The sequence below is a fragment of the Microvirga vignae genome (assembly GCF_001017175.1).
Lineage (GTDB): Bacteria > Pseudomonadota > Alphaproteobacteria > Rhizobiales > Beijerinckiaceae > Microvirga > Microvirga vignae.
This window is the reverse complement of the sequence record NZ_LCYG01000054.1, coordinates 1-19,518: the sequence shown is the minus strand read 5'-3', so window position 1 is coordinate 19,518 and position 19,518 is coordinate 1. Positions and strand designations below refer to the sequence as shown.

The following is a 19,518-nucleotide window of genomic DNA, read 5'->3' as shown; positions in this document are numbered from 1 at the left end:
ATCATGAGCAACACCATGGGCCATGTCGTGGTTGTAGGCGCCGGCATCATCGGCGTCGCCATCGCGTTCGAGCTTCAACGTCGTGGGCGCAACGTCGTCCTGATCGACCGGGGCGCTCCGGGGCAGGGCGCGTCGTACGGGAACATGGCCAGCATAGCGGTGACGGAGTTCATGCCGGCCTCCCGGCCCTCGATCTGGGCCCAGATGCCAAAGTGGCTGCTCGACCCGGAAGGGCCGGTGAGGATCAGGCCGTCCTATCTGCCAAGGCTCTCTCCTTGGTTCCTGCGTTTCCTGGAAGCGAGCCGTCCCTCCCGCGTCCGGGAACTGGAGGCCGCCGGTGCGGTCCTTTGCTATCGTGTCCATGAGGACCTCGGGTTCCTTCTCAAAGCGACGGGCCTTAGCGACATGCTCAGCGCCGAGGGATGTCTCAGTCTCTATGCAGACGAAGCCGAATTCCGCGCCGACCGGGAACATATCGAGGTTCTGGAACGGTTCGGCTTCCGGCACGAAATTCTTGGCGGCAATGCCATTCGTGACCTGGAACCAGCGCTGACGACGAAGATCGCCAAGACGGTCCTCTTTCCCGACAACCGCTCTATCAGGGATCCCTACCAGCTCGTGCTGAAACTCAGCGAGAAATTCCTGTCGTTGGGCGGACGGATCGAGCAAGGCGAGGTCGTGGGCTTCGACAGAAGCGACGGCGTCAGGGCTGTCCGCCTCAAGGACGGCCGTTCCATCGACGCTTCACAAACCGTGCTTTGCGCGGGCGCTCATACCGGCAGACTATCCCGCCTACTCGGCGAACCGATCCCGCTCGAAACGGAGCGCGGCTACCATACCCAGATCATGGATCCCGGCATCTCAATGCGCCATTCTATCATATGGCCGGCAAGGGCGTTCATGGTCACTCCCACCGCCGGAGGAATCCGTGTCGGCGGTACGGTGGAGATGGCTGGCCTTGATGCCGCTCCAGACTACCGGCGGGCGAAGGTCCTGGTGAAGCGAGCGAGGGAAGCTCTGCCCGAACTCCGCGCCAATGAGGTCACCGAATGGATGGGGCACCGTCCTGCGCTGCCGGATACGGTTCCCATCATCAGCCCGTCCGCGAAGCACCACGGCGTGTTCTACGCCACGGGACATGGACACCTTGGCCTCACCTATGCAGCCACGACCGGCCGCCTCATTGCTGACCTTGTTACGGGCGTCGAGCCTCCCATCGATCTCAAGCCATATCGTGTGAATCGGTTCTGACGGCTGGCCGGACCAACGCGACAACATTGAACTGGAATGATCATGCGCAGCGAACTCTACATCGACGGAAAGTGGGTCTCGCCAGTGAAGGGCGGAACCTTCGACATCATCAACCCGGCCACCGAGGAAGTGATCCACAAGGCTGCAGCAGCGGGCGCCGACGACGTCGACCTTGCTGTGAAGGCCGCACGTCGCGCCTTCGACACGGACGGGTGGCCGAAGCTCCCAGGGCGCGAACGTGCGAGGTATCTCAGGGCTATCGCCAACGGCATCCGCGCTCGACAGGAAGAAATCGTCCGCCTGGAAGTCATCGACAACGGCAAGCCGCTCCCGGAGGCAGACTGGGACGTGACAGACGCAGCCGGCTGCTTCGATTTCTATGCGGATCTTGCGGAACAACTCGACAACAATCCGGAAGAACCGATCACACTTGCAGATGCCCGCTTCACCTCGAAGGCCGTGAAAGAGCCAATCGGCGTCGCGGGTGCGATCATCCCCTGGAATTATCCGCTTCTCATGGCTGCCTGGAAGGTCGCACCGGCGCTTGCAGCAGGCTGCACCGTTGTTCTTAAGCCCGCCGAGCTGACGTCGCTGACAGCCCTCGAGCTTGCAGCTGTCGCGGACGAAGCGAAGCTGCCGGCGGGTGTCTTGAACATCGTCACTGGTGCCGGCTCAGTGGCAGGCCAAGCAATCATAGATCACAAGGGCGTCGACAAGCTGGCCTTCACGGGGTCCGGCCCGGTTGGCTCGAAGATCATGGCGGCTGCCGCCCGCGACATCAAACGGGTCAGCCTTGAGCTTGGTGGAAAGTCTCCGTTCGTTGTGTTCGATGATGCGGATATCGAAAAGGCCGTCGAATGGATCATGTTCGGCATCTTCTGGAATCAGGGACAGGTCTGCTCGGCCACGTCGCGCGTCCTGGTGCAGGAAAGAATCTATGACAACCTGATGGCCCGCCTCGTCGAGGAGACCAAGAAGATCACGATCGGCAACGGTCTCGATGACGGGGTTCTTCTGGGGCCGCTGGTCTCGAAGCGCCAATACGAACAGGTTCTCGCTGCGATCGAGGCGGCAAGAGCAGCCGGAGCGACGGTCGCTTACGGCGGACAACGCCCGGAAGGATTCGAGAAGGGCTACTATCTGCAGCCGACAATCCTGACGGACGTTCCGTTGGAAAGCGATGCATGGCGCGAGGAAATCTTCGGTCCCGTCGTCTGTGTCAGACCGTTCTCGACCGAGGAGGAAGCGATCGAACTCGCCAACGACTCCCGCTATGGTCTCGCCGCCGCGGTTATGTCGCAGGACGATGTCCGGGCCGAGCGGGTTGCCGCCGCCTTCCGCGCCGGCATCGTCTGGATCAACTGCTCGCAGCCAACCTTCACCGAAGCCCCATGGGGCGGCTACAAGGAGTCCGGCATCGGCCGTGAACTTGGGCGGTGGGGCTTGGAGAACTACCTCGAGACCAAGCAGATCACCAAGTACGTCAGCGAGGATCCATGGGGCTGGTATATCAAGTCGACGGAGAAGGCATGATGAACTGGGACCGTTCGCTCGATCTACTCCAGGTGCATTGCCAGGGCGAAATCGGCAAGGTGATCGTCGGTGGCGCTCCGGAGATCCCCGGCGCGACCATGCTCGACAAGATGAACCACATCAACAATGTGGACGACAGTCTCCGGCGCTTCGTGACCTTCGAGCCTCGCGCGAGCGTGGCGATGTCGGTCAATCTTCTCATCGAGCCGACACGCCCCGACGCGGATGCCGGCTTCATCGTCCTGCAGGCCGACCGTGCCCATCCGATGTCGGGCAGCAACTGCATCTGCGTGGTGACCGCCCTGCTCGAAAGCGGCAGGGTTCCGATGCGCGAGCCGGAGACGATCATACGGCTCGACACCCCCGCTGGCCTCATTATCGCGCGTGCGACATGCCGGAACGGCCGAAGCGTGTCGGTCAGCCTCGACAACGTGCCGAGTTTCACTGAGGCCCTCGATAGGATCGTCGAGACACCCCGATGGGGTCGCATCATGGTCGATGTCGCTTTCGGCGGCGTCTATTATGCCATCGTCAATGCCGATCAGATCGGACTCGACATCGCGCCGGCCAAAGCGCGCCAACTGGCCGAAGCCGGAATCGAACTCAAGTCTCTGCTTGCGGAACAGGTGACCGTAAAGCACCCGGAGCTGATCGGCGTTGATGAGATCGCGTACGTGATGTTCAGGGGGCGTGATCCGGATGGTGCCGTCCGGACCTGCACGACCCTGAAACCAGGCCGCGTCGACCGCTCGCCATGCGGGACAGGCAGTTCGGCAAACCTGGCGACGCTCTTGGCTCGCGGAGAGATCTCGGTCGGAGCCCGTCGGACGTCGCGCTCAATCATTGGGGGCGAGTTCGTCGCAGAGGCTATTGGAGAAACCGAGATTGGCGGGCGTCGCGCCGTGCTGCCGAGGATCACCGGCCAGGGCTGGATCTATGGACGAGAGACACTCCGGCTTTCCGATGATGATCCATTCAAAAGCGGTTTCGCCCTGTCTGACAGCTGGGGCCCGCGGGTCGATCTGCTGGGTTAGAGGCGCAACGATATGCCTGGATCCCATCGTATTCTTTCAGGACAAAACATTCTTGTGACCGGTGCTTCGGGAGGAATAGGCTCAGCTATTGTGGAGCGCCTGGCCGGGGAGGGGGCACGTCCGATCATTCAATATGGCCGCGACAGAGCCGGCGCAGAGGAGCTGCTGGCTCGGATCCAGGGGCATGGGTGGATTGTTCAGGCTGACCTGTCCGATGCCGAGGGTGCATTCCGGCTTTGGCGGGATGCCGCAGAGCGATGCGGCCGCATCCACGGGCTGGTGAACAACGCGGGCATCCGCACGGAAATTTCGATCGAGGCTGAACCTGACGTTTGGCAGGCGGCGTGGCGAAAGGAGTTCCAGGTGAATTTCTTCGCCGCCGCCGACCTCTGCAAGGAGGCGCTCCGGCATTTCAAGGCGCATGGCGGCGGGACAATCATCAACATGGCGAGCCGCGCCGGTCAGCGCGGCTATGCGGCCGACGCGATGCCCTATGGCGCGACCAAGGCGGCGCTCATCAATCTCACGAAATCCATCGCGCGGAGCTTCGGCCCAGATGGCATCGTGGCCGTGGCAATTGCACCCGGTTGGGTGCAGACCGAGATGGCCGAGGACTTCATTTCGAAGTTCGGCAAGCAAGCCGCCGTCGCTGACATTCCGATCGGTGAAATGGCGCTGCCCACTGAAATTGCCGAACTCGTTTCCTTCGTGCTCCGTCCTTCCCAGCGTTCGCTTAATGGCGCTACGCTCGACGTGAACGGCGGTAGCTACATCCGATAATCAAGGCCTGGGAGAGATCAATGAAAAGGTTCGAGGGCAAGGTCGCGATCGTCACGGGAGGCGGCGGTGGTATTGGCTCGGCCATATCGCGGAGATTCGCGGAGGAGGGAGCTTTCGTTGTCGTGACCGACGCGAAAGGCGCCGCTGCAAGCGATGTTGCCGCTGGTATCGAAGAGAACCGCGGCTCCGCAATTGCCATTGCCGTGGACATTTCAAACGGCGACGATTGCGCCAACCTTATCGAGCAGGTTTTCAGCAGGACGGGACGGATCGACATCCTCGTCAACAACGCCGGAATCAACCGGCGCGGAAACCTTCTCGCGCTGACGGAGGATGACTGGTACACGACTTTCGCTGTCAACCTGCACTCGATGTTCCATCTGTGCCGTGCCGCCATACCTCATATGATCGAGGCAGGCGGTGGCGCGATCGTCAACACCGCCTCCCAATGGGGGCTGTATCCGGCACCGAACCACATCGCCTATAACACGAGCAAGGCAGCGGTCGCAGCCTTTACCCAGAACTTGGCACGGGACTATGCTCCGCAGAAAATCCGAGTGAATGCAGTCTGCCCCGGGGAAATCCACACACCAATGCTCGAAGCTGGCGTCAAGAGATCGGGCAGAACAATCGCGGATCTCGACAAGCTCGTCCCATTCGGCCGCATCGGAAAGCCGGAGGAGGTTGCGGCGCTTGTCGCCTTTCTCGCATCCGACGAAGCCGCATTCATGTGCGGCTCGCTGGTCGAGATCACCGGAGCCCAGGCAGTTGCCTGAGTAAGCGGCAGCATCATGGACGTTTGATCCGCGCACACTCGCACTCGACCCCTCACCAGGCATGCTTTAAAAGCTTCCTCTGTGGCCGAACGCAGATTTGGATCCTGTGCGAACGGACCATTGCTAAGACAGGGTCGCGCATCGACACTGAGGATCGGCGACACTGCAAACTCTTGGGCGGCCATGGACGCAATAGACCAGCGCATCATCAGCATCCTCCGGGCGGATGGGAGGATCACGAACGCAGACCTAGCAGAGAAGGCTGGCCTGTCGCCGTCAGCCTGCCTGCGGCGCGTGCGACTTCTCGAGGAGAGTGGCACGATTCGGGGTTATACAGCGCTGATCAACGACCGGGCTACGGCATCCGAAACGGTCGTCATCGTGCAGATTTCACTTGAGCGACAGACGGACGAGTACCTCAGACGCTTCGAGAAAGCGGCCCGCCAGTGTCCCGACATTCGGGAATGCTATCTCATGACCGGAGCCTCGGATTACCTTCTTCGCGTGGCCGTCCCTGATGCGGCCAGCTACGAGCGCATTCATACGGATGTCCTCTCCTGTCTGCCTGGTGTGGCTCGAATCCAATCGAGCTTCGCAATTCGCACTGTCATCAAGCCACGGGACATGTAGCGTCCGGCGCCAGCACGATTGTCTGCTTGTCTGCCATCTCCAGCGCCGGCTAGAGCTGTCTTCGGTGGCGAAAGAAAATTCAATTCTGTCGAATATCGTGCGGCAAGGACGCTGAAGATCCGTGATCAATGCGACTCTTCAGCAGGATATTCGCTGAAGACTGCATCACAGTAGAGTACCTTCTTTGGTGGCTCACATGCAGACGCTCCGGTTACTCAACCAAGAACAAGTCCGCCAACACCCATCGACGTCAGTTGCTGACCGCGCTGGCGCGATACTCACTATCGACGTGGCTGCTATCGCCGAGAACTACCGGCTTCTTCAAGAGCAGGCCCAACCGGTTATCTGCGCTGCTGTCGTCAAGGCCGATGCTTATGGGCTGGGCGCGGAAGAGATCGCTCCGACTCTGGCGAGAGCCGGATGCCAGCACTTCTTTGTCGCCCATCTCGAAGAGGGGATCGCACTCCGCCGAATCCTCGGAGCAGGCGCGACTATCGCAGTCCTCCATGGCCCTCTGTCGGGTACGGAAGCTGACTTCATCGCCCATGATCTCGTGCCGGTCCTCAACAGTCTGGACCAGATCAGCCGTTGGGCCACCACTGCCTTGGGATCCGGTGGGAAGCTACCTGCCGTCCTGCAGGTCGACACAGGCATGGCCCGGTTCGGCCTGAGCGAAACCGACATCCGTGTCCTCGTCGATGATCGCCAGCAGCTGAACGCTTTCGATTTGCGGCTTGTGATGAGCCATCTGGCCTGCGCGGATGAACCAGATCATCCGGCCAATGCTATGCAACTCGCCTTGTTTCGGCAGATTCGGAAAATCCTGCCGTGCCGCCGGATGAGCCTGGCGGCCTCTTCCGGAATCTTCCTGGGACCTGAGTATCATTTCAATCTCGTCCGTCCGGGCGCGGCCCTCTATGGAATTGCCCCGCAGGCTGTCGGGCCCAACCCGATGCGGCCAGTCGTCCGTCTGCAAGGCAAAGTGGTGCAGGTTCGGGAGGTGCCGACGAATACGCCCGTCGGTTACGGCCACAGCGCCAAAACCACGACATCCTCCCGACTGGCCACCGTCGGCCTCGGCTATGCGGACGGATTCCTGCGCAGCCTCTCCGGTCACGGCAGTGCCTGGTTCAACGGCAGCCAATTGCCCATTGTTGGGCGCGTGTCCATGGACAGCATCATCCTCGATGCCACCGCTCTTCCGGCCGGTTCGTTGCTGCCGGGAGCCATGGTCGATCTGATCAGTCCCGACCAGGACCTCGATGCCCTCGCGCGGGATGCCGGCACGATCGGCTACGAACTGCTCACCAGTTTGGGATCCCGCTACCACCGTCAGTACATCCATTCGTGAGGATCACACACCATGCGCGTTCTCGTTCTCGGCAGCGGCGTCGTCGGCGTCGCATCGGCCTATTATCTCGCCAAACAGGGTCATGAGGTGACGGTGGTGGATCGCCAGCCCGCCGCCGGCATGGAGACCAGCTTCGCCAATGCGGGACAGGTCTCCCCCGGCTACTCCGCACCGTGGGCCGCTCCCGGTATTCCGATCAAGGCCATGAAGTGGCTGATGATGAAGCATCGACCTCTGGTGCTCTGGCCGCGCACCGAGTTGCGCCTCTGGGGCTGGCTCGCGCATATGCTGGCCAACTGCAGCGAGGAAGCATACCGGCGCAACAAGAGCCGGATGGTCGCTCTCGCCGAATACAGCCGGGACTGCCTGCGCGACCTGCGGCAGGAGACCGGCATCACCTACGATCATCGAGAGAAAGGACTGCTCCAGCTCTTCCGCACGCAAAAGCAGCTTGACGGAATCGGGGATGACACGGCTGTTCTCGATGCCTATGGCGTTCCCTACGAGATCCTGGATCCCAAAGGATGCGTCGGCGTCGAGCCGGCGCTGGGTCTCGTCAGGGACAAGGTTGCCGGCGGCCTGCGTCTCCTCGGCGATGAGACTGGGGATGCCCACCTGTTCACCCAGCGGCTCGCCGCGATTGCGGAGCATCTGGGTGCCCGGTTCCGGTATGGCACATCTGTCCAGAGGCTGCTCAAGGAAGGCGGTCGGATCTCCGGCGTTCAAGTGACCGGGGGTGAGGTGCTTGCCGCGGACACCTATGTGGCGGCGATGGGCAGCTACACGCCCCAACTGGTGAAGCCCTTGGGCATCCACCTGCCGGTGTATCCGGTGAAGGGCTATTCCTTGACGATGCCTATCGTGAACGCAGATGCCGCCCCTGTCTCGACCGTGATGGACGAGACCTACAAGGTCGGGATCACGCGCTTAGGCGACCGGATCCGGGTCGGTGGCACAGCAGAGCTAGCAGGCTTCAGCCAGCGCCTGCGGGCGCCACGGCGGGCGACGCTGGAGCACTCGGTCACGGACCTGTTCCCGCAGGGTGGCAACGTCAAGCAGGCCAGTTTCTGGACCGGGTTGCGGCCAATGACGCCGGACGGCACACCGGTGGTCGGCCCGACGCGATACAGGAACCTGTACACGAACACGGGCCATGGCACCTTGGGCTGGACCATGGCCTGCGGCTCCGGGCGCGTGCTCGCCGACCTGATCTCCGGTCGGACGCCGGAGGTGTCCCACAAGGATCTCGCCGCCGATCGCTATAAGGATGAATGGCGCTTTCAGGCCGCATGAATCTCTGCTTCGGCTGCAATCAATCCTGAAAAACCAGCACACCTCGAAGGCTGCTCTGTGATAGGGAGCAGCCTTAGAATGTCGGCGGCGTACAGGCACTCACGACTTCGCAAGCCACGGGGCCAACGCATCGAAAGCGATGCGGCCTCCAGCTTTCAAAGTAATAGGCATCGCCAGGCCCCAGAATCCGACGCTCGTCATCCACGGTGACTTCCAGGCGCCCGCTCAGGATAATGCCACCTTCTTCCCCCTGGTGCGTCAGGGGAACCTTTCCGGTATCTGCGCCAGGTTCATAGCGCTCCTTCAGGATCTGGAGCGCACGACCGAACAGGTTGTTGCCGACCTGGCGGAAGGAGATCTTGCCCTTTCCGATCTCGATCAGCTCATCGGAGCGATAAAAGGCCTGCTTCGGCTTCTCTGGTTCCAGAGCGAAGAACTCGGCCAGACCAATCGGGATGCCATCCAGAATGCGCTTGAGCGCACCAACCGATGGATTGGTCTGGTTGGATTCAATCAACGAGATCGTCGAATTGGTGATGCCTGCGCGCTTGGCGAGCTCGCGCTGGGACAGGTTGTGCAGCCCCCGCACATAGCGCAGTCGGCCGCCTAGATCGAATTCCATCTCAGCACCGCGATCCGTGTGTTTCGGTTGTTCGACATAAGACAAACACACTATAGTGGAGTTAACAATATCAGATACTTAGCTGAGCAAAGAAAAGGACTTGTTGGCCTCTCTTGATCCTGACCATGATCCGTCATCGAAAGGATCATGGTCATGAACGCTCCTCAAAGACACAACAGCTTTCGGCTCGACAGTTACTGGATGCCCTTCACGGCAAATCGCCAGTTCAAAGCCTCGCCTCGTCTGCTCGCGAGGGCGGAAGGGATGTACTACACGAGCGATGACAACCGTCAGATCCTCGATGGCACCGCAGGCCTGTGGTGCGTCAATGCCGGTCATGGGCGGCGCGAAATTGCTGAAGCGGTCGGACGCCAGCTCTCCACGATGGACTACGCCCCATCGTTCCAGATGGGACATCCGATTGCGTTCGAGTTTGCCGAGCGTCTGGCCGCCATTGCGCCGGGTGGGCCGAGTGCAGACCTTGACCATGTGTTCTTTACCGGATCAGGGTCCGAATCCGTCGACACCGCTCTGAAGATGGCGATCGCTTATCAGCGCGCCATTGGCCAAGGCACGAGAACGCGCCTGATCGGGCGAGAACGCGGCTATCATGGCGTGGGCTTCGGGGGCGTCACTGTCGGCGGCATCCTGAACAATCGCCGCGTGTTCCCGCAGCTTCCCGGTGCTGACCATCTGCGGCATACCCATGACCCGGTTCGCAATGCGTTCGTGAAGGGCCAACCTGAACATGGTGCAGAACTCGCGGATGATCTCGAGCGCCTCGTGGCTCTCCATGGGGCGGAAACGATTGCAGCCGTCATTGTCGAGCCGGTTGCAGGCTCGACCGGCGTTCTCATCCCGCCCAAAGGTTACCTCGAACGCCTGAGAGCAATCTGTGACCGCCATGGCATCCTGCTGATCTTCGACGAGGTCATCACGGGCTTCGGACGTCTCGGTGCGCCGTTCGCGGTTGACTACTTCGGCGTCGTTCCCGACCTCGTGACCACGGCCAAGGGCCTGACCAATGGTGCCATTCCCATGGGTGCCGTGTTCGCCAGCCGTAAGGTGCATGATGCCCTGATGCAGGGGCCTGAAAGCCAGATCGAGCTGTTTCACGGCTATACGTATTCAGGCCATCCGGCAGCTTGCGCTGCGGGACTGGCGACCCTTTCCATCTATCGCCAAGAAGGACTGCTCACCCGGGCCGCCGAGATCGAGTCCTATTGGCATGAAGCGATCCACACGCTGAAAGGACTGCCGAATGTCATCGACATTCGGACCATCGGTCTTATCGCGGGCATCGAGCTGGAAAGCCGCGCCGGAGCCCCAGGGAGCAGGGCGTACGATGCGTTCGTCGACTGCTTCGAGAAAGGGCTGTTGATCCGCGTCACAGGCGACATCATCGCCCTGTCGCCGCCGCTGATTATCGAGAAGCCTCAGATCGACGCCATCATTGAGACCTTGTCTGATGCCTTGAAGCGGGTTGCATGATCTGCGTGCTAGTTAATGAGTCTGAGCTCAGCGCGTAACGAATGGAGGCCGTGTCCGGATCGGGACACGGCCTCTAATTTTCTTGGCTCTGATAAGTGGACAGGTGCGGTCCCGACAAGCGAACGCGCGTCATAGGGCGGGCGCGTCTTGAGGACGAGGACCGTAGCTTCTTATGCGAAAGCACTCTCACGGGCGACACGGGCGATATCGAAGCGGGCAATGCCCAGATCGGCCAGTTCACGGTCGGAGAGCTCCGACAATTCGCTGACAGTCTGACGGTAGAGCTTGTAGGCGCGGATCTTCGACAGGATGTAGGTAACGAACATGGAAAGCCCCAGCAGTTGGCCGGTCACCATGACCAGCGATCGTTGCTCTTGTTGCAGTGCTGCATATAGTGATGCACAAGCGCCCAGGGAGCGGGGTTTCCTGATGGCTGTTATGCTTTAGTAGCATACCACTCGATCGAGTAGTGATGACACCCGACAAGGGCGCAGGGCAACTTTGGCTTACTCTCCTCGCCTTTTCGACCCTGTTGCGAGTTCACGGCGGTCAGCGATCTCTCCGCATCTTGTGATCTGCTCAGCTTGACGGACGAATGACCGGTTTGGGATGCTTCGCTGCTATTGGAAGATACGCAGCGGATAGGGCGAACGAACGACCAATTCTGGCACTTTTCGGACCTTGATCCTTGGTCAGCTTTCGAGCGGTAAGCGGACATTCAAACGGGGAGGGGAGTTTTCGCTTATGACCCCCGGCCTGACCTTGGGCCCACTGACCAACAGGGGCTGGGCTTTCGATCATCGCATCAGCGGAGAATCACGAGCAATATTCTAGCCGATGAAACCTCCTTGCCGTCGCCCCGTGTTACCGTCTGGAGTTCTTTCATCAGCTGAAGGAACTTCAGCTCGCTGAGGCGCTTACAGGAGGTGAATGAGTGCGTTGCTCTGGGGTAGGCGCGGGACGATTGCTAAGTCAGACGAAGGTGCCCCATGCGCCACAAGTTCCAGGTTGGTCAACCCGTTGTGCCGGCAAGCCCCCGCCAGGACCGCCATCACATCTACTACATCATCCAGTTAATCCCTGAGACCTCTCACACTCCGCAGTACCGTGTCCAAGAAGTGACAACCGGGGTCACGTGCGTTGTTCTCGAAACGGATATCAACGCGGTTGAAGCTCAACCGACGTGAGGCCGGTGCCTTGCCCCTGAGAAGCGGTCGTCCCTGAGGAATGGCTTTGAGCCAGATGGACCTCAATGGGATTTCCGCAGTGGCTGTGTGGGCGGAGCTTCATTGAGCCCACTCTACTTCTTGGATTGATTCTAAGCCGACCTTCACGGCTATGGCCTGAGATTGAGAAAGGTCGCTTTTAATGTCGCGCTGGCTCACAGCGACGATCTATCCTTGTGCAATGCAGCAACCCATCCGCAGGCCCGGCGTTGTCCGTCCTGGCGTCCGAACGGAGAAAGTGCATGCGCAACCTAGAGGCAGAGGCCAACCTGAGACCATCCTTTGCTGACGGAACGGCTGGAGCCGGCAGTGTCACGCGGGATGATGCCCCTCGACATGGCCTTGGCCGAGATTCTGCCAGCCCACGCCGGTGGCTCGTTCCCGCTCTGGCGGGCGCGGCCGCCGCTCTGGCGGCGGCGGCCCTGTACAACCGCAAGCAGGCCCAGGATGCCGAGCGCCGTTATCCGCCCATCGGCGGATTCCTCAAGATCGATGGTGTGCGTCTGCACTACATTGAGCGCGGCCACGGCGATCCGCTGGTGTTGATCCACGGCAACGGCACGATGATCCAGGACTTCACCGTGAGCGGCCTCATAGACCGGCTGGCGGACCGCTACCGCGTTATCGCGATCGACCGCCCGGGCTACGGCTATAGTTCGCGCCCGCGCCAGCTTTGGACCCCGCGCGCCCATGCCCGGTTGTTCAAGAAAGCTCTTGCGCAGCTCGGGGTCGAGCAGGCGGTGGTCTACGGGCACTCCTGGGGCACCCTGGTCGCGGTGGCCCTCGCGCTGGAGGCTCCGGAACTCGTGCGCGGCCTCGTCTTGGGCTCGGGCTACTACTACCCGACCCTACGGGGGGATATCTTTCTTCTCTCGCCTCCGGCTATTCCGGTGATCGGCGATGCCATGCGTTACACCATCTCTCCATTGCTCGCGCGTGCGATCCTCCCAGGCATGATTGGGCGGGTGTTCCAGCCGGCTCCGGTACCGGAGCGCTTCGACCGTTTGTTCCCGAAGGCGCTGATGCTGCGCCCCCTGCAGCTTCGCGCGGCGGCCGAAGACGCGGCGCTCATGACTCCATCAGTGATGGAGCTGGAAGAGCACTATAGGGAGCTGAAGGTTCCGGTGACGATCATCACGGGCGCGGACGACCAGATCGCGGACGTCGGCCGCCAGTCCGAGCGCCTGCACCTGGAGCTGCCCGGCAGCGAGTTCATCGCCCTCCCGGGCCTGGGCCACATGGTGCATCACCTGGCTCCGGACGCTGTCGCTGATGCTATTGATCGCACCGCGCAGCGATCCCGCCCAGTGCAGAGCCTGGATTAGGATGAGCCTTCGTTGTTCTCTGAGCCGGCTGTTGCAGCCTTCTGCCCGTTCAATCGCTGCAACGGGTCGCTTATCAAGTGATGAAGGAGACGGCGCTGTTCACGCGCGGGCGCGATCCATCCGGCGAACTGTCGTAAACACCGCCACGGTCAGCACCTGCTGACCGTGTTCGTCTAGGACCTGCACTCCGACATCGGAGGTACACCCCCGCAGCATGTTCTCGCGGCTCAACTCATTGGCAGCGCGGGCAGCCTGGTGTTCAGCAGCGTCCGGGCTTTCAAGAGCGGTACCGTCAACATCGCGCGTGAAGCAGTTTCCTTCCCACATATCGAAGTAGAAGTGAGGCATTGCGCAGTCCCCTTGGATGCCCTCCAACGCCTCAAGGGGACGTTTGTTCGCTGCGCCATAAAACCCTTCCGCAGAAATCCACGGGCGTGCCGTCGCAGTCTTGCGCAGTCTTGCTTTGGGATACATGCGAGACTCGAATATCCCTGAATGGCACTGGGCGGACCTTGTCCGGATTTCTGCATTCGCGGCGTGAGCGGACCTTCGCACAATCGCCAGCGGACCTCTACGCTTGCACAACTGGTCAGATGATAGCCATGAGGCTCGGAAAGGGGCAAAATCACCGCGGGATGGAAGCTACGGCCCAGGGATCTGGGTATGTCAGGTTCGCCTCCGTCTCCCAAAACCTGCAGGAGATTTTCATGCGAACGATGATGGCAGCGGCGCTCTGCGCCTTGGCGATGACCGCGAATGCGCATGCGGCGATCAAGGAGGAGCCGGTCACCTACCAGAACGGGACAACCACCATGAAGGGATTCGTCGTCTACGATGATGCAGTTCAGGGCAAGCGTCCCGGCATCGTGATGGTGCACGAATGGTGGGGGATCACCGATCACATTCACAATGAAGCGCAAAAATTCGCGCAGCAGGGTTACACCGCCCTCATCGCGGACATGTACGGTGATGGCAAGGCCGCTGACAATCCGAAAGACGCCGGCGCGCTAGCGACTTCCGTGATGAAGGATCCGAAGGTGATGGAGGCGCGCTTCAACGCCGCCCGGACCCAACTTGCCGGACATCCGTCGGTCGACCCGACGCGCATCGGCGCCGTCGGCTACTGCTTCGGCGGCGCTGTCGTGTTGAACATGGCGCGTGCCGGTGCCGACCTCGATGCGGTGGCCGGCTTCCATGCCTCGCTCGGCCTCAACACCCCTGCGCCGGCACCGGGTACTGTCAAGGCGAAGATCCTGATCCTGAATGGTGCGGACGATCCTTTTGTGAAGCGCGAGGAGTACGAGGCGCTCAAGAAAGATCTCGATGCAGCGAAGGCAGAGTACCGGGTCATCGAGTATCCGGGTGCGGTGCACGCTTTCACGAATCCCGAAGCCACAGAGCTCGGCCAGAAGTTCAGCCTGCCACTTCGGTACGACGCCCAGCGGGACCGCGAGGCGAAGGCCGAGGCGTTGAAATTCTTCAACGCCAACCTCCAGAAGTAACGGGCGTTGCCTCGCGCCGCGGCGTCAGCCGACGCTACGGCGTAAGGCCTCATGTGATCCGAACGTCCACATGTGCGCAGTGAGCAGACCTCCAGACGACGACCTTTAAGGACCGCGGTTGACCCGATCCGGACGTTCGCGATCTGGTAAGCACGTTAGAGAAGGTCTGACACGGAGGTTCATGGAGGCAGCCCTGCGTCCTCCAGACGGCGCCGCAACTGCTGACGCAGCAATGGGTCACGATAGCGCTCCTGGAAGAGGAACCGTGACACGGTGAAGTTCGGCTTGCTCGCCAGTGCTTCCTTCACAAGCCTACCGGCCTCTTCCGGCCGGCCGAGGGCCATCAGGGCCGCCGCCCGATACAGCCGCGAGCGGAAGGTCTGGAACACGAGCCTGCCCAGCGCCTCAAGCGCCTCCTCGTAGCGGCCCAGTGCGTAGTCGGCGACGCCGCGCTCCTCAATGCACCACACCGGCAGGAGTGGATCGAGCGCCTCCGCCTCGTCGAGCAGCCGCAACGCCTCCATCGGCTCTCCAATAAACGTCGAGACGGCCGCGCACCGGGCCTTGATGTAGGCATCGGACGGGTTCAGCTCCATCGCCCGCCGCATCAGCCTCGCCGCCTGATCGAAGTCGCCCTTGAGCAGCTCGAAGAAGGACGTGATCCGGTTGGCTTCGGCATCGCAAGGATCCAGTTCCAGCGCCCGGCGGATGTCGCGCTCGCCGCTCTCGGGAAAGCTGAACTCCGGGAGATCGGAAGCCGCGCACACCCGCCAGGCGTAGGCCGCCGCGTAGCTCGGGTCGAGCTCAATGGCGCGGGTGAACCACTTCACCGCCTCGCGGGAGTGCTCCTCCAGCACGCCGCCGAGACGATGGTGCTCGATGCCGCGCAGCAGGCACTCGAACGCGGACATGTTCTCGGGCGGCTTGCGGCGGGCCGTGATCATGCTGGCGTCTTCCATACGGCCGAACACGGTCGCCGCGATCCTCGCCGCGACGCTGTCGAGCAGGTCCAATACCTCCGTGAACGGCCGGGTGATCTTGTCGCTCCATACCACCGAGCCACTCTCCGTCTCCGTGAGCGTAAGACCGATCCGCACCTGATCACCGAGCTTCCTGACCTGCCCCTCCAGGACATACCGGACACCCAGCGTGTTGCCCACGTTGACCGGGTCCGGGCTGGCGTCGGCAAGGGCAAAGCTGGCGCTGCGGGAACTGACGAACAGCCGCCGGAAGCGGGCCAGTTCGACGATGAGTTCATCCGTCAGCCCTTCGGCCAGGAACCGCTGGCCCTCGTCCCCGCCCATGACGCGGAAGGGCAGGACCGCCAATGACAATGGGCGCTTCTCCCCGGCGGTTGGAACCCGTGTCGGCGCGGATTGCAGTCTGTGCCGCGCCATCTCCTCCCGCACCCGGTAGATGCGGATCGGCTCCGACAGGTTCTTGAGGCGCCGCTCGCCGAGGTCCTCGAAGGCGAGCGGCGAGTTGCGCCGGATGTTGTCGAAGAAGGTCCCGCTCACGCAAATACTGTCCGGCTCCGCCTCCTGTTGAATGCGGGTTGCAACATTCACCCCGTCGCCGACGAGATCGTCATCCCGAACGACAACGTCGGCGAGATGGAGCCCGATACGCAGCTTCAGCGGATTACCATCTGAGCTACTGGCCAGCACATTGCGGATTTCGGCCGCGCTGCGCAGGGCGTTGATGGCGCTTCCGAACTCCGCCAGGCAAGCATCGCCTGCCGTGTTGAAGACCCTCCCGCCAAGGGAGGAAACGTTCTCCCTGATCAGCTCTTGGCAGCGTGCCACTTGCTCCGCAGTGTGCTCTTCGGCGGTTTCCATCAGGGACGAGTAGCCGACGATATCGGCAACCATGATCGCGGCCAAGCGGCGTTCCATGCCGAACTCCCAATGCTAGTGCGATCCGGGCTCCTTCTCCACTGCGGCGCAAAGCAGAAGCCGCTAGCTGACCTGACTGGGATTTTGAACCAGGCGGGTTGAGAGTCTACTGCATGATTGCGGATGTGGGTAGCTGGGATGCGAGCGCCTGCAGTGTCATCGGTGCGGGCGGTAGCCCTAGGCTGAATGGGGCCGCACGCGATTGTAATGATCCTGCCAAGCGCCGATCACGACCCGAGCCTCTTTCGGGCTGAGAAGATCTCCAGCTTCAGGCGCTTGGCCTCCTCGATCTGGAGCACGCCGTATTCCTTGCACCAGCGGTAGTAGCTCTGCTCAGAGATGCCGGCCTCCTCCATGGTCGTGTGGGACCGGGAGCGTAGTCCAGTCGATCTCAAACCCATGTGTCATGAGGCCAACCGTATCGTGATGGTCAGAGGTTTCAAAGACACTTGGCTAGTCCCTCGCGCGACGACAGTCCGCATAACTCCGACAAACGCGTTTATGGAACAGAGGTCGACACACTGAACACGGTCCTGGCTGCTGTGTTGACCCCGCACACCAGATGGAGGTCGCGATGCCCCGCTTTTATTTCGACGTGCGGAATGGGGCGAAGTTCACGCCCGATGATGCGGGCGTCGAACTCGACAGCCTGGAGGCTGCTCAACGCGTGGCCGCCGAAGCAGCGGCCGAGGCAGCGGCCGAGATCGGGCAGGATCGCTTACTCCAGGAGGACGCCCAGGACGTCAGGGTCGAGGTGCGGAACGAGCATCGTCAGCGGGTCCTGACCGTGACGGTGTCGCTGGAGATCCATCGGGTCGAGCCGCCCCCGTGCGCGTGAGGCGTTTGGTTCCATAACGCTGAACGCGCGACCGAGAATGTGATGCGTAAGGCTGTTAATGGAATGCGCAGCCCTGGCTCGGCGGTGCCTGTTGCATGTCACTCTCTAAATCAGGGCTGTCACTTGGTTAGGCCGACATCAACATGACAATGTGGCGGATCCGACGCCACTGCCGATGTTGGTAGCCCTATCCGTCTTGCCCTTCCCGCAGGTGTAGAAGTCGCCTTCCTTCACGGTATAAGGTTCTTTCCCGGCTTTCTTGATGCTGAACTCGCCCGCCAGGATGTAGCACAGCATGTCCGAGTTCATCACCGCCTCCGTGGGATCAGCGGCCCCGGGTTGATACACGACGTCGACGACCTTGATGCTCTTGTAAGCCTCCATCTCCGAGGGGATCTCGCCGATCTCCACCAACCGGCGCCTTGGGCTGAGTTCCCTGCCTTCATTGGGACCGTAGTTTGAGGCTCCTGCGGCCTTGGCGGACCTTGCCAAAGCGAAGAGCGGTGCCACGACGGCCGCTGACAAACCAAGGGTTACTGCATGGCGACGGTTAAGGTGCCCCATGGCTTCCTCCCGCCCAAGAGGCCGCCCCAGCACCACAAGTATGCACCCGATCCAGCGCAGGGACCAATATCTCCTCGGCGGCCTTCAAGCCTCGAATGCCGATCACGCCGCGGTCAATCGTCTTCCCGTTCTCGTCTTTCCGGCCATTGAAGAAGGCATCCCTCTGCTCCTTGGAATCTTCAGGATGGTACTGGCTTCAGTTTCGATCCGTCGTTTCTCGGACCAGGTGTTGACTGGCTGGCCAGGGAGTTCGGAGACGGCGGAGGTGTCGCGGGAGGAGGTGATGGTTGGCGTTTCATCCTAGATACCGGTGAACGGAAGGTTCCCAACCGCAGGGACGCTGATGCTACGCGCTTCAGGAGTGCCCATCCCGCAAGTGAAAATGAGATCGCTCAGGCCGCCTTTGACCTGCGGAACGGGAGCACACAAATCGGCTCTGGATTTTTCAACGCTTGAAGCACCTCAAGAACTCTCATAGGAGCCTCCGGTGGGACTAGCACGACTTGCTCAGACGATATCTTAGCCGGGTCGGGCATAGGTGAAATCAGCAGCACGGGACGATCAGGATGATGCTCGCGGTACTCATCTGTTAGGATCCATCCACACACGAGTCCTGGCAGGCTCACTTTGCTCACAAGCCAATCAATCTCACCTCCCAACTGACACAAGGTCAGCAGAGCCCTTTCTCCGGTCGATGTCGCAATTACCTCAAACCCGCCGGCCCGAAGAAGCTGAGTGAGCAGTTCGCGGGTGATCGCATCATCTTCAACGACAAGGACCGTCGCCTTGGATCGAGAAGCGGAGAGCATTGCGGTTTCTCCTGCATGATGCTGGAGTCTCCGCCTGACCAGATTAACGCCGGCTTAATCGAGCAAGCCCTTTTGAGGGATCCTCACAAAGGGTTTCGACAGCCTTTGAACATTGTGTGTCTCCGCAGCTTGCCGGAGAGGTAGGTAGAACTATGTTACTGACCGGTATGCGACAGTACCAGAGAAAGACCGGAACAGCCGACTTCACTAAACCAGGACAGAGCCAGGCCATTAAGACCTGAAATCATTTTGCTGAATGGGTTAGGAGCATCGGAGTTGGTGACCGTGAACTTCGCCCTAATCACGCATGGCGTCATACATTCAAACGGATTGCCAACCGTGCCGGGATCAGTGAGCGGATCTCAGACACCATCACCGGACATGCTTCCCTGAACGTAGCGCGTTCATATGGTCAGCCGACACTGGTCGATATGGCAGAGACGCTGAGTCGTTTCTCTTGGAACAGGACTTGAGAAGAAGTTGATCAGGCTCACGGCAGAAGCCTCAGTAATTACTCAAGCCGTCCTATGCCCCCATGCTGAGGCTTACCCAACCCGCGCCCCGTTGAACCTGCAAGCCTGACTACTCCCAAGCGATC

At 61.1% G+C, this 19,518-nt stretch carries 19 protein-coding genes and 1 pseudogene; 12 read left to right on the top strand and 8 right to left on the bottom strand.

Features of this window, described 5'->3' with window-relative positions:
• Positions 1-15: 15 nt before the first annotated feature.
• From AA309_RS19755 to AA309_RS19720, 8 genes are all read left to right on the top strand, one after another.
• Entirely contained in the window at positions 16-1,251 is a 1,236-nt protein-coding gene (locus tag AA309_RS19755) for an NAD(P)/FAD-dependent oxidoreductase (protein WP_047190765.1), read from the top strand.
• Positions 1,252-1,293: 42 nt separating this feature from the next.
• The gene (locus AA309_RS19750; RefSeq protein ID WP_047190764.1) at positions 1,294-2,784 is read left to right on the top strand and encodes an aldehyde dehydrogenase family protein; all 1,491 of its coding nucleotides are present in this window, start codon (positions 1,294-1,296) and stop codon (positions 2,782-2,784) included.
• Positions 2,784-3,818 (top strand): proline racemase family protein, encoded by a 1,035-nt coding sequence (locus AA309_RS19745; protein WP_047190733.1) that lies wholly within the window; start codon positions 2,784-2,786, stop codon positions 3,816-3,818. The genes AA309_RS19750 and AA309_RS19745 overlap by 1 nt, the downstream gene beginning before the upstream one ends.
• A gap of 12 nt (positions 3,819-3,830) precedes the next feature.
• Positions 3,831-4,598 carry an SDR family NAD(P)-dependent oxidoreductase gene (locus AA309_RS19740; RefSeq protein WP_047190732.1) on the top strand — a complete coding sequence of 256 codons (768 nt, stop codon included), beginning with the start codon at positions 3,831-3,833 and terminating at the stop codon, positions 4,596-4,598.
• Positions 4,599-4,618: 20 nt separating this feature from the next.
• Positions 4,619-5,374, top strand: a complete 756-nt coding sequence (locus AA309_RS19735) for an SDR family NAD(P)-dependent oxidoreductase (RefSeq protein ID WP_047190731.1) — start codon at positions 4,619-4,621, stop codon at positions 5,372-5,374.
• 183 nt (positions 5,375-5,557) lie between these two features.
• Positions 5,558-6,004, top strand: a complete 447-nt coding sequence (locus AA309_RS19730; RefSeq protein WP_047190730.1) for an Lrp/AsnC family transcriptional regulator — start codon at positions 5,558-5,560, stop codon at positions 6,002-6,004.
• Between the two features lie 196 nt (positions 6,005-6,200).
• Positions 6,201-7,355, top strand: a complete 1,155-nt coding sequence (alr, locus tag AA309_RS19725; protein ID WP_084731435.1) for an alanine racemase — start codon at positions 6,201-6,203, stop codon at positions 7,353-7,355.
• A gap of 12 nt (positions 7,356-7,367) precedes the next feature.
• A complete protein-coding gene (locus tag AA309_RS19720) occupies positions 7,368-8,648 on the top strand; it encodes a D-amino acid dehydrogenase (RefSeq protein ID WP_047190729.1) in 1,281 nt (426 codons plus the stop codon).
• A 73-nt stretch (positions 8,649-8,721) separates the two neighbouring features.
• Here AA309_RS19720 and AA309_RS19715 read toward each other — a convergent pair whose 3' ends face one another.
• A complete protein-coding gene (locus tag AA309_RS19715; RefSeq protein ID WP_047190728.1) occupies positions 8,722-9,270 on the bottom strand; it encodes a cupin domain-containing protein in 549 nt (182 codons plus the stop codon).
• 153 nt (positions 9,271-9,423) lie between these two features.
• Between AA309_RS19715 and aptA the strand changes: the two genes are divergently transcribed.
• Positions 9,424-10,761 carry an omega-aminotransferase AptA gene (aptA, locus tag AA309_RS19710; protein WP_047190762.1) on the top strand — a complete coding sequence of 446 codons (1,338 nt, stop codon included), beginning with the start codon at positions 9,424-9,426 and terminating at the stop codon, positions 10,759-10,761.
• A gap of 170 nt (positions 10,762-10,931) precedes the next feature.
• On the opposite strand, the gene AA309_RS19705 is transcribed toward aptA, so the two are convergent.
• Positions 10,932-11,087 carry a DUF1127 domain-containing protein gene (locus AA309_RS19705; RefSeq protein WP_084731433.1) on the bottom strand — a complete coding sequence of 52 codons (156 nt, stop codon included), beginning with the start codon at positions 11,085-11,087 and terminating at the stop codon, positions 10,932-10,934.
• Positions 11,088-12,229: 1,142 nt separating this feature from the next.
• On the opposite strand from AA309_RS19705, the gene AA309_RS19695 reads away from it, so the two are divergent.
• Complete coding sequence (locus tag AA309_RS19695) at positions 12,230-13,312, top strand: alpha/beta fold hydrolase (RefSeq protein ID WP_084731426.1); 1,083 nt, start codon at positions 12,230-12,232, stop codon at positions 13,310-13,312.
• A 99-nt stretch (positions 13,313-13,411) separates the two neighbouring features.
• Here the strand turns inward: AA309_RS19695 and AA309_RS19690 are convergent, their stop codons facing one another.
• Positions 13,412-13,786, bottom strand: coding sequence for a DUF6894 family protein (locus tag AA309_RS19690; protein ID WP_047190725.1), 375 nt, complete (start codon positions 13,784-13,786; stop codon positions 13,412-13,414).
• Between the two features lie 272 nt (positions 13,787-14,058).
• On the opposite strand from AA309_RS19690, the gene AA309_RS19685 reads away from it, so the two are divergent.
• On the top strand, positions 14,059-14,814 hold the full coding sequence (locus AA309_RS19685) for a dienelactone hydrolase family protein (protein ID WP_052954868.1): 756 nt from the start codon (positions 14,059-14,061) through the stop codon (positions 14,812-14,814).
• A gap of 179 nt (positions 14,815-14,993) precedes the next feature.
• Here the strand turns inward: AA309_RS19685 and AA309_RS19680 are convergent, their stop codons facing one another.
• The 3 genes and pseudogenes from AA309_RS19680 to AA309_RS36640 form a co-directional block, all read right to left on the bottom strand.
• On the bottom strand, positions 14,994-16,709 hold the full coding sequence (locus tag AA309_RS19680; RefSeq protein WP_047190724.1) for an adenylate/guanylate cyclase domain-containing protein: 1,716 nt from the start codon (positions 16,707-16,709) through the stop codon (positions 14,994-14,996).
• Positions 16,710-16,886: 177 nt separating this feature from the next.
• On the bottom strand, positions 16,887-16,940 hold the full coding sequence (locus tag AA309_RS37800) for an integrase core domain-containing protein (protein ID WP_425286894.1): 54 nt from the start codon (positions 16,938-16,940) through the stop codon (positions 16,887-16,889).
• Between the two features lie 8 nt (positions 16,941-16,948).
• Positions 16,949-17,062 (bottom strand): annotated as a pseudogene (locus tag AA309_RS36640) (IS3 family transposase); the annotation flags it as partial.
• Between the two features lie 221 nt (positions 17,063-17,283).
• On the opposite strand from AA309_RS36640, the gene AA309_RS19675 reads away from it, so the two are divergent.
• On the top strand, positions 17,284-17,547 hold the full coding sequence (locus AA309_RS19675; RefSeq protein ID WP_047190723.1) for a DUF6894 family protein: 264 nt from the start codon (positions 17,284-17,286) through the stop codon (positions 17,545-17,547).
• 138 nt (positions 17,548-17,685) lie between these two features.
• On the opposite strand, the gene AA309_RS19670 is transcribed toward AA309_RS19675, so the two are convergent.
• Both AA309_RS19670 and AA309_RS32265 read right to left on the bottom strand, forming a co-directional pair.
• Positions 17,686-18,111, bottom strand: coding sequence for a cupin domain-containing protein (locus AA309_RS19670; RefSeq protein WP_047190759.1), 426 nt, complete (start codon positions 18,109-18,111; stop codon positions 17,686-17,688).
• Positions 18,112-18,503: 392 nt separating this feature from the next.
• Positions 18,504-18,920 carry a response regulator gene (locus tag AA309_RS32265; protein WP_052954865.1) on the bottom strand — a complete coding sequence of 139 codons (417 nt, stop codon included), beginning with the start codon at positions 18,918-18,920 and terminating at the stop codon, positions 18,504-18,506.
• Between the last annotated feature and the right edge of the window lie 598 nt (positions 18,921-19,518).

What these genes read in the sequence shown, in the direction of transcription:
- AA309_RS19730 (WP_047190730.1), top strand. Translation starts at nt 5,558, where the DNA reads ATGGACGCAATAGACCAGCGCATCATCAGCATCCTCCGGGCGGATGGG.
- AA309_RS32265 (WP_052954865.1), bottom strand. Translation starts at nt 18,920, where the DNA reads ATGCTCTCCGCTTCTCGATCCAAGGCGACGGTCCTTGTCGTTGAAGAT.
- AA309_RS19740 (WP_047190732.1), top strand. Translation starts at nt 3,831, where the DNA reads ATGCCTGGATCCCATCGTATTCTTTCAGGACAAAACATTCTTGTGACC.
- AA309_RS19690 (WP_047190725.1), bottom strand. Translation starts at nt 13,786, where the DNA reads ATGTATCCCAAAGCAAGACTGCGCAAGACTGCGACGGCACGCCCGTGG.
- AA309_RS19675 (WP_047190723.1), top strand. Translation starts at nt 17,284, where the DNA reads ATGCCCCGCTTTTATTTCGACGTGCGGAATGGGGCGAAGTTCACGCCC.
- AA309_RS19705 (WP_084731433.1), bottom strand. Translation starts at nt 11,087, where the DNA reads ATGTTCGTTACCTACATCCTGTCGAAGATCCGCGCCTACAAGCTCTAC.
- AA309_RS19715 (WP_047190728.1), bottom strand. Translation starts at nt 9,270, where the DNA reads ATGGAATTCGATCTAGGCGGCCGACTGCGCTATGTGCGGGGGCTGCAC.
- AA309_RS19750 (WP_047190764.1), top strand. Translation starts at nt 1,294, where the DNA reads ATGCGCAGCGAACTCTACATCGACGGAAAGTGGGTCTCGCCAGTGAAG.
- AA309_RS19755 (WP_047190765.1), top strand. Translation starts at nt 16, where the DNA reads ATGGGCCATGTCGTGGTTGTAGGCGCCGGCATCATCGGCGTCGCCATC.
- aptA (WP_047190762.1), top strand. Translation starts at nt 9,424, where the DNA reads ATGAACGCTCCTCAAAGACACAACAGCTTTCGGCTCGACAGTTACTGG.
- AA309_RS19695 (WP_084731426.1), top strand. Translation starts at nt 12,230, where the DNA reads ATGCGCAACCTAGAGGCAGAGGCCAACCTGAGACCATCCTTTGCTGAC.
- alr (WP_084731435.1), top strand. Translation starts at nt 6,201, where the DNA reads ATGCAGACGCTCCGGTTACTCAACCAAGAACAAGTCCGCCAACACCCA.
- AA309_RS19670 (WP_047190759.1), bottom strand. Translation starts at nt 18,111, where the DNA reads ATGGGGCACCTTAACCGTCGCCATGCAGTAACCCTTGGTTTGTCAGCG.
- AA309_RS19680 (WP_047190724.1), bottom strand. Translation starts at nt 16,709, where the DNA reads ATGGAACGCCGCTTGGCCGCGATCATGGTTGCCGATATCGTCGGCTAC.
- AA309_RS19720 (WP_047190729.1), top strand. Translation starts at nt 7,368, where the DNA reads ATGCGCGTTCTCGTTCTCGGCAGCGGCGTCGTCGGCGTCGCATCGGCC.
- AA309_RS19685 (WP_052954868.1), top strand. Translation starts at nt 14,059, where the DNA reads ATGACCGCGAATGCGCATGCGGCGATCAAGGAGGAGCCGGTCACCTAC.
- AA309_RS19745 (WP_047190733.1), top strand. Translation starts at nt 2,784, where the DNA reads ATGAACTGGGACCGTTCGCTCGATCTACTCCAGGTGCATTGCCAGGGC.
- AA309_RS19735 (WP_047190731.1), top strand. Translation starts at nt 4,619, where the DNA reads ATGAAAAGGTTCGAGGGCAAGGTCGCGATCGTCACGGGAGGCGGCGGT.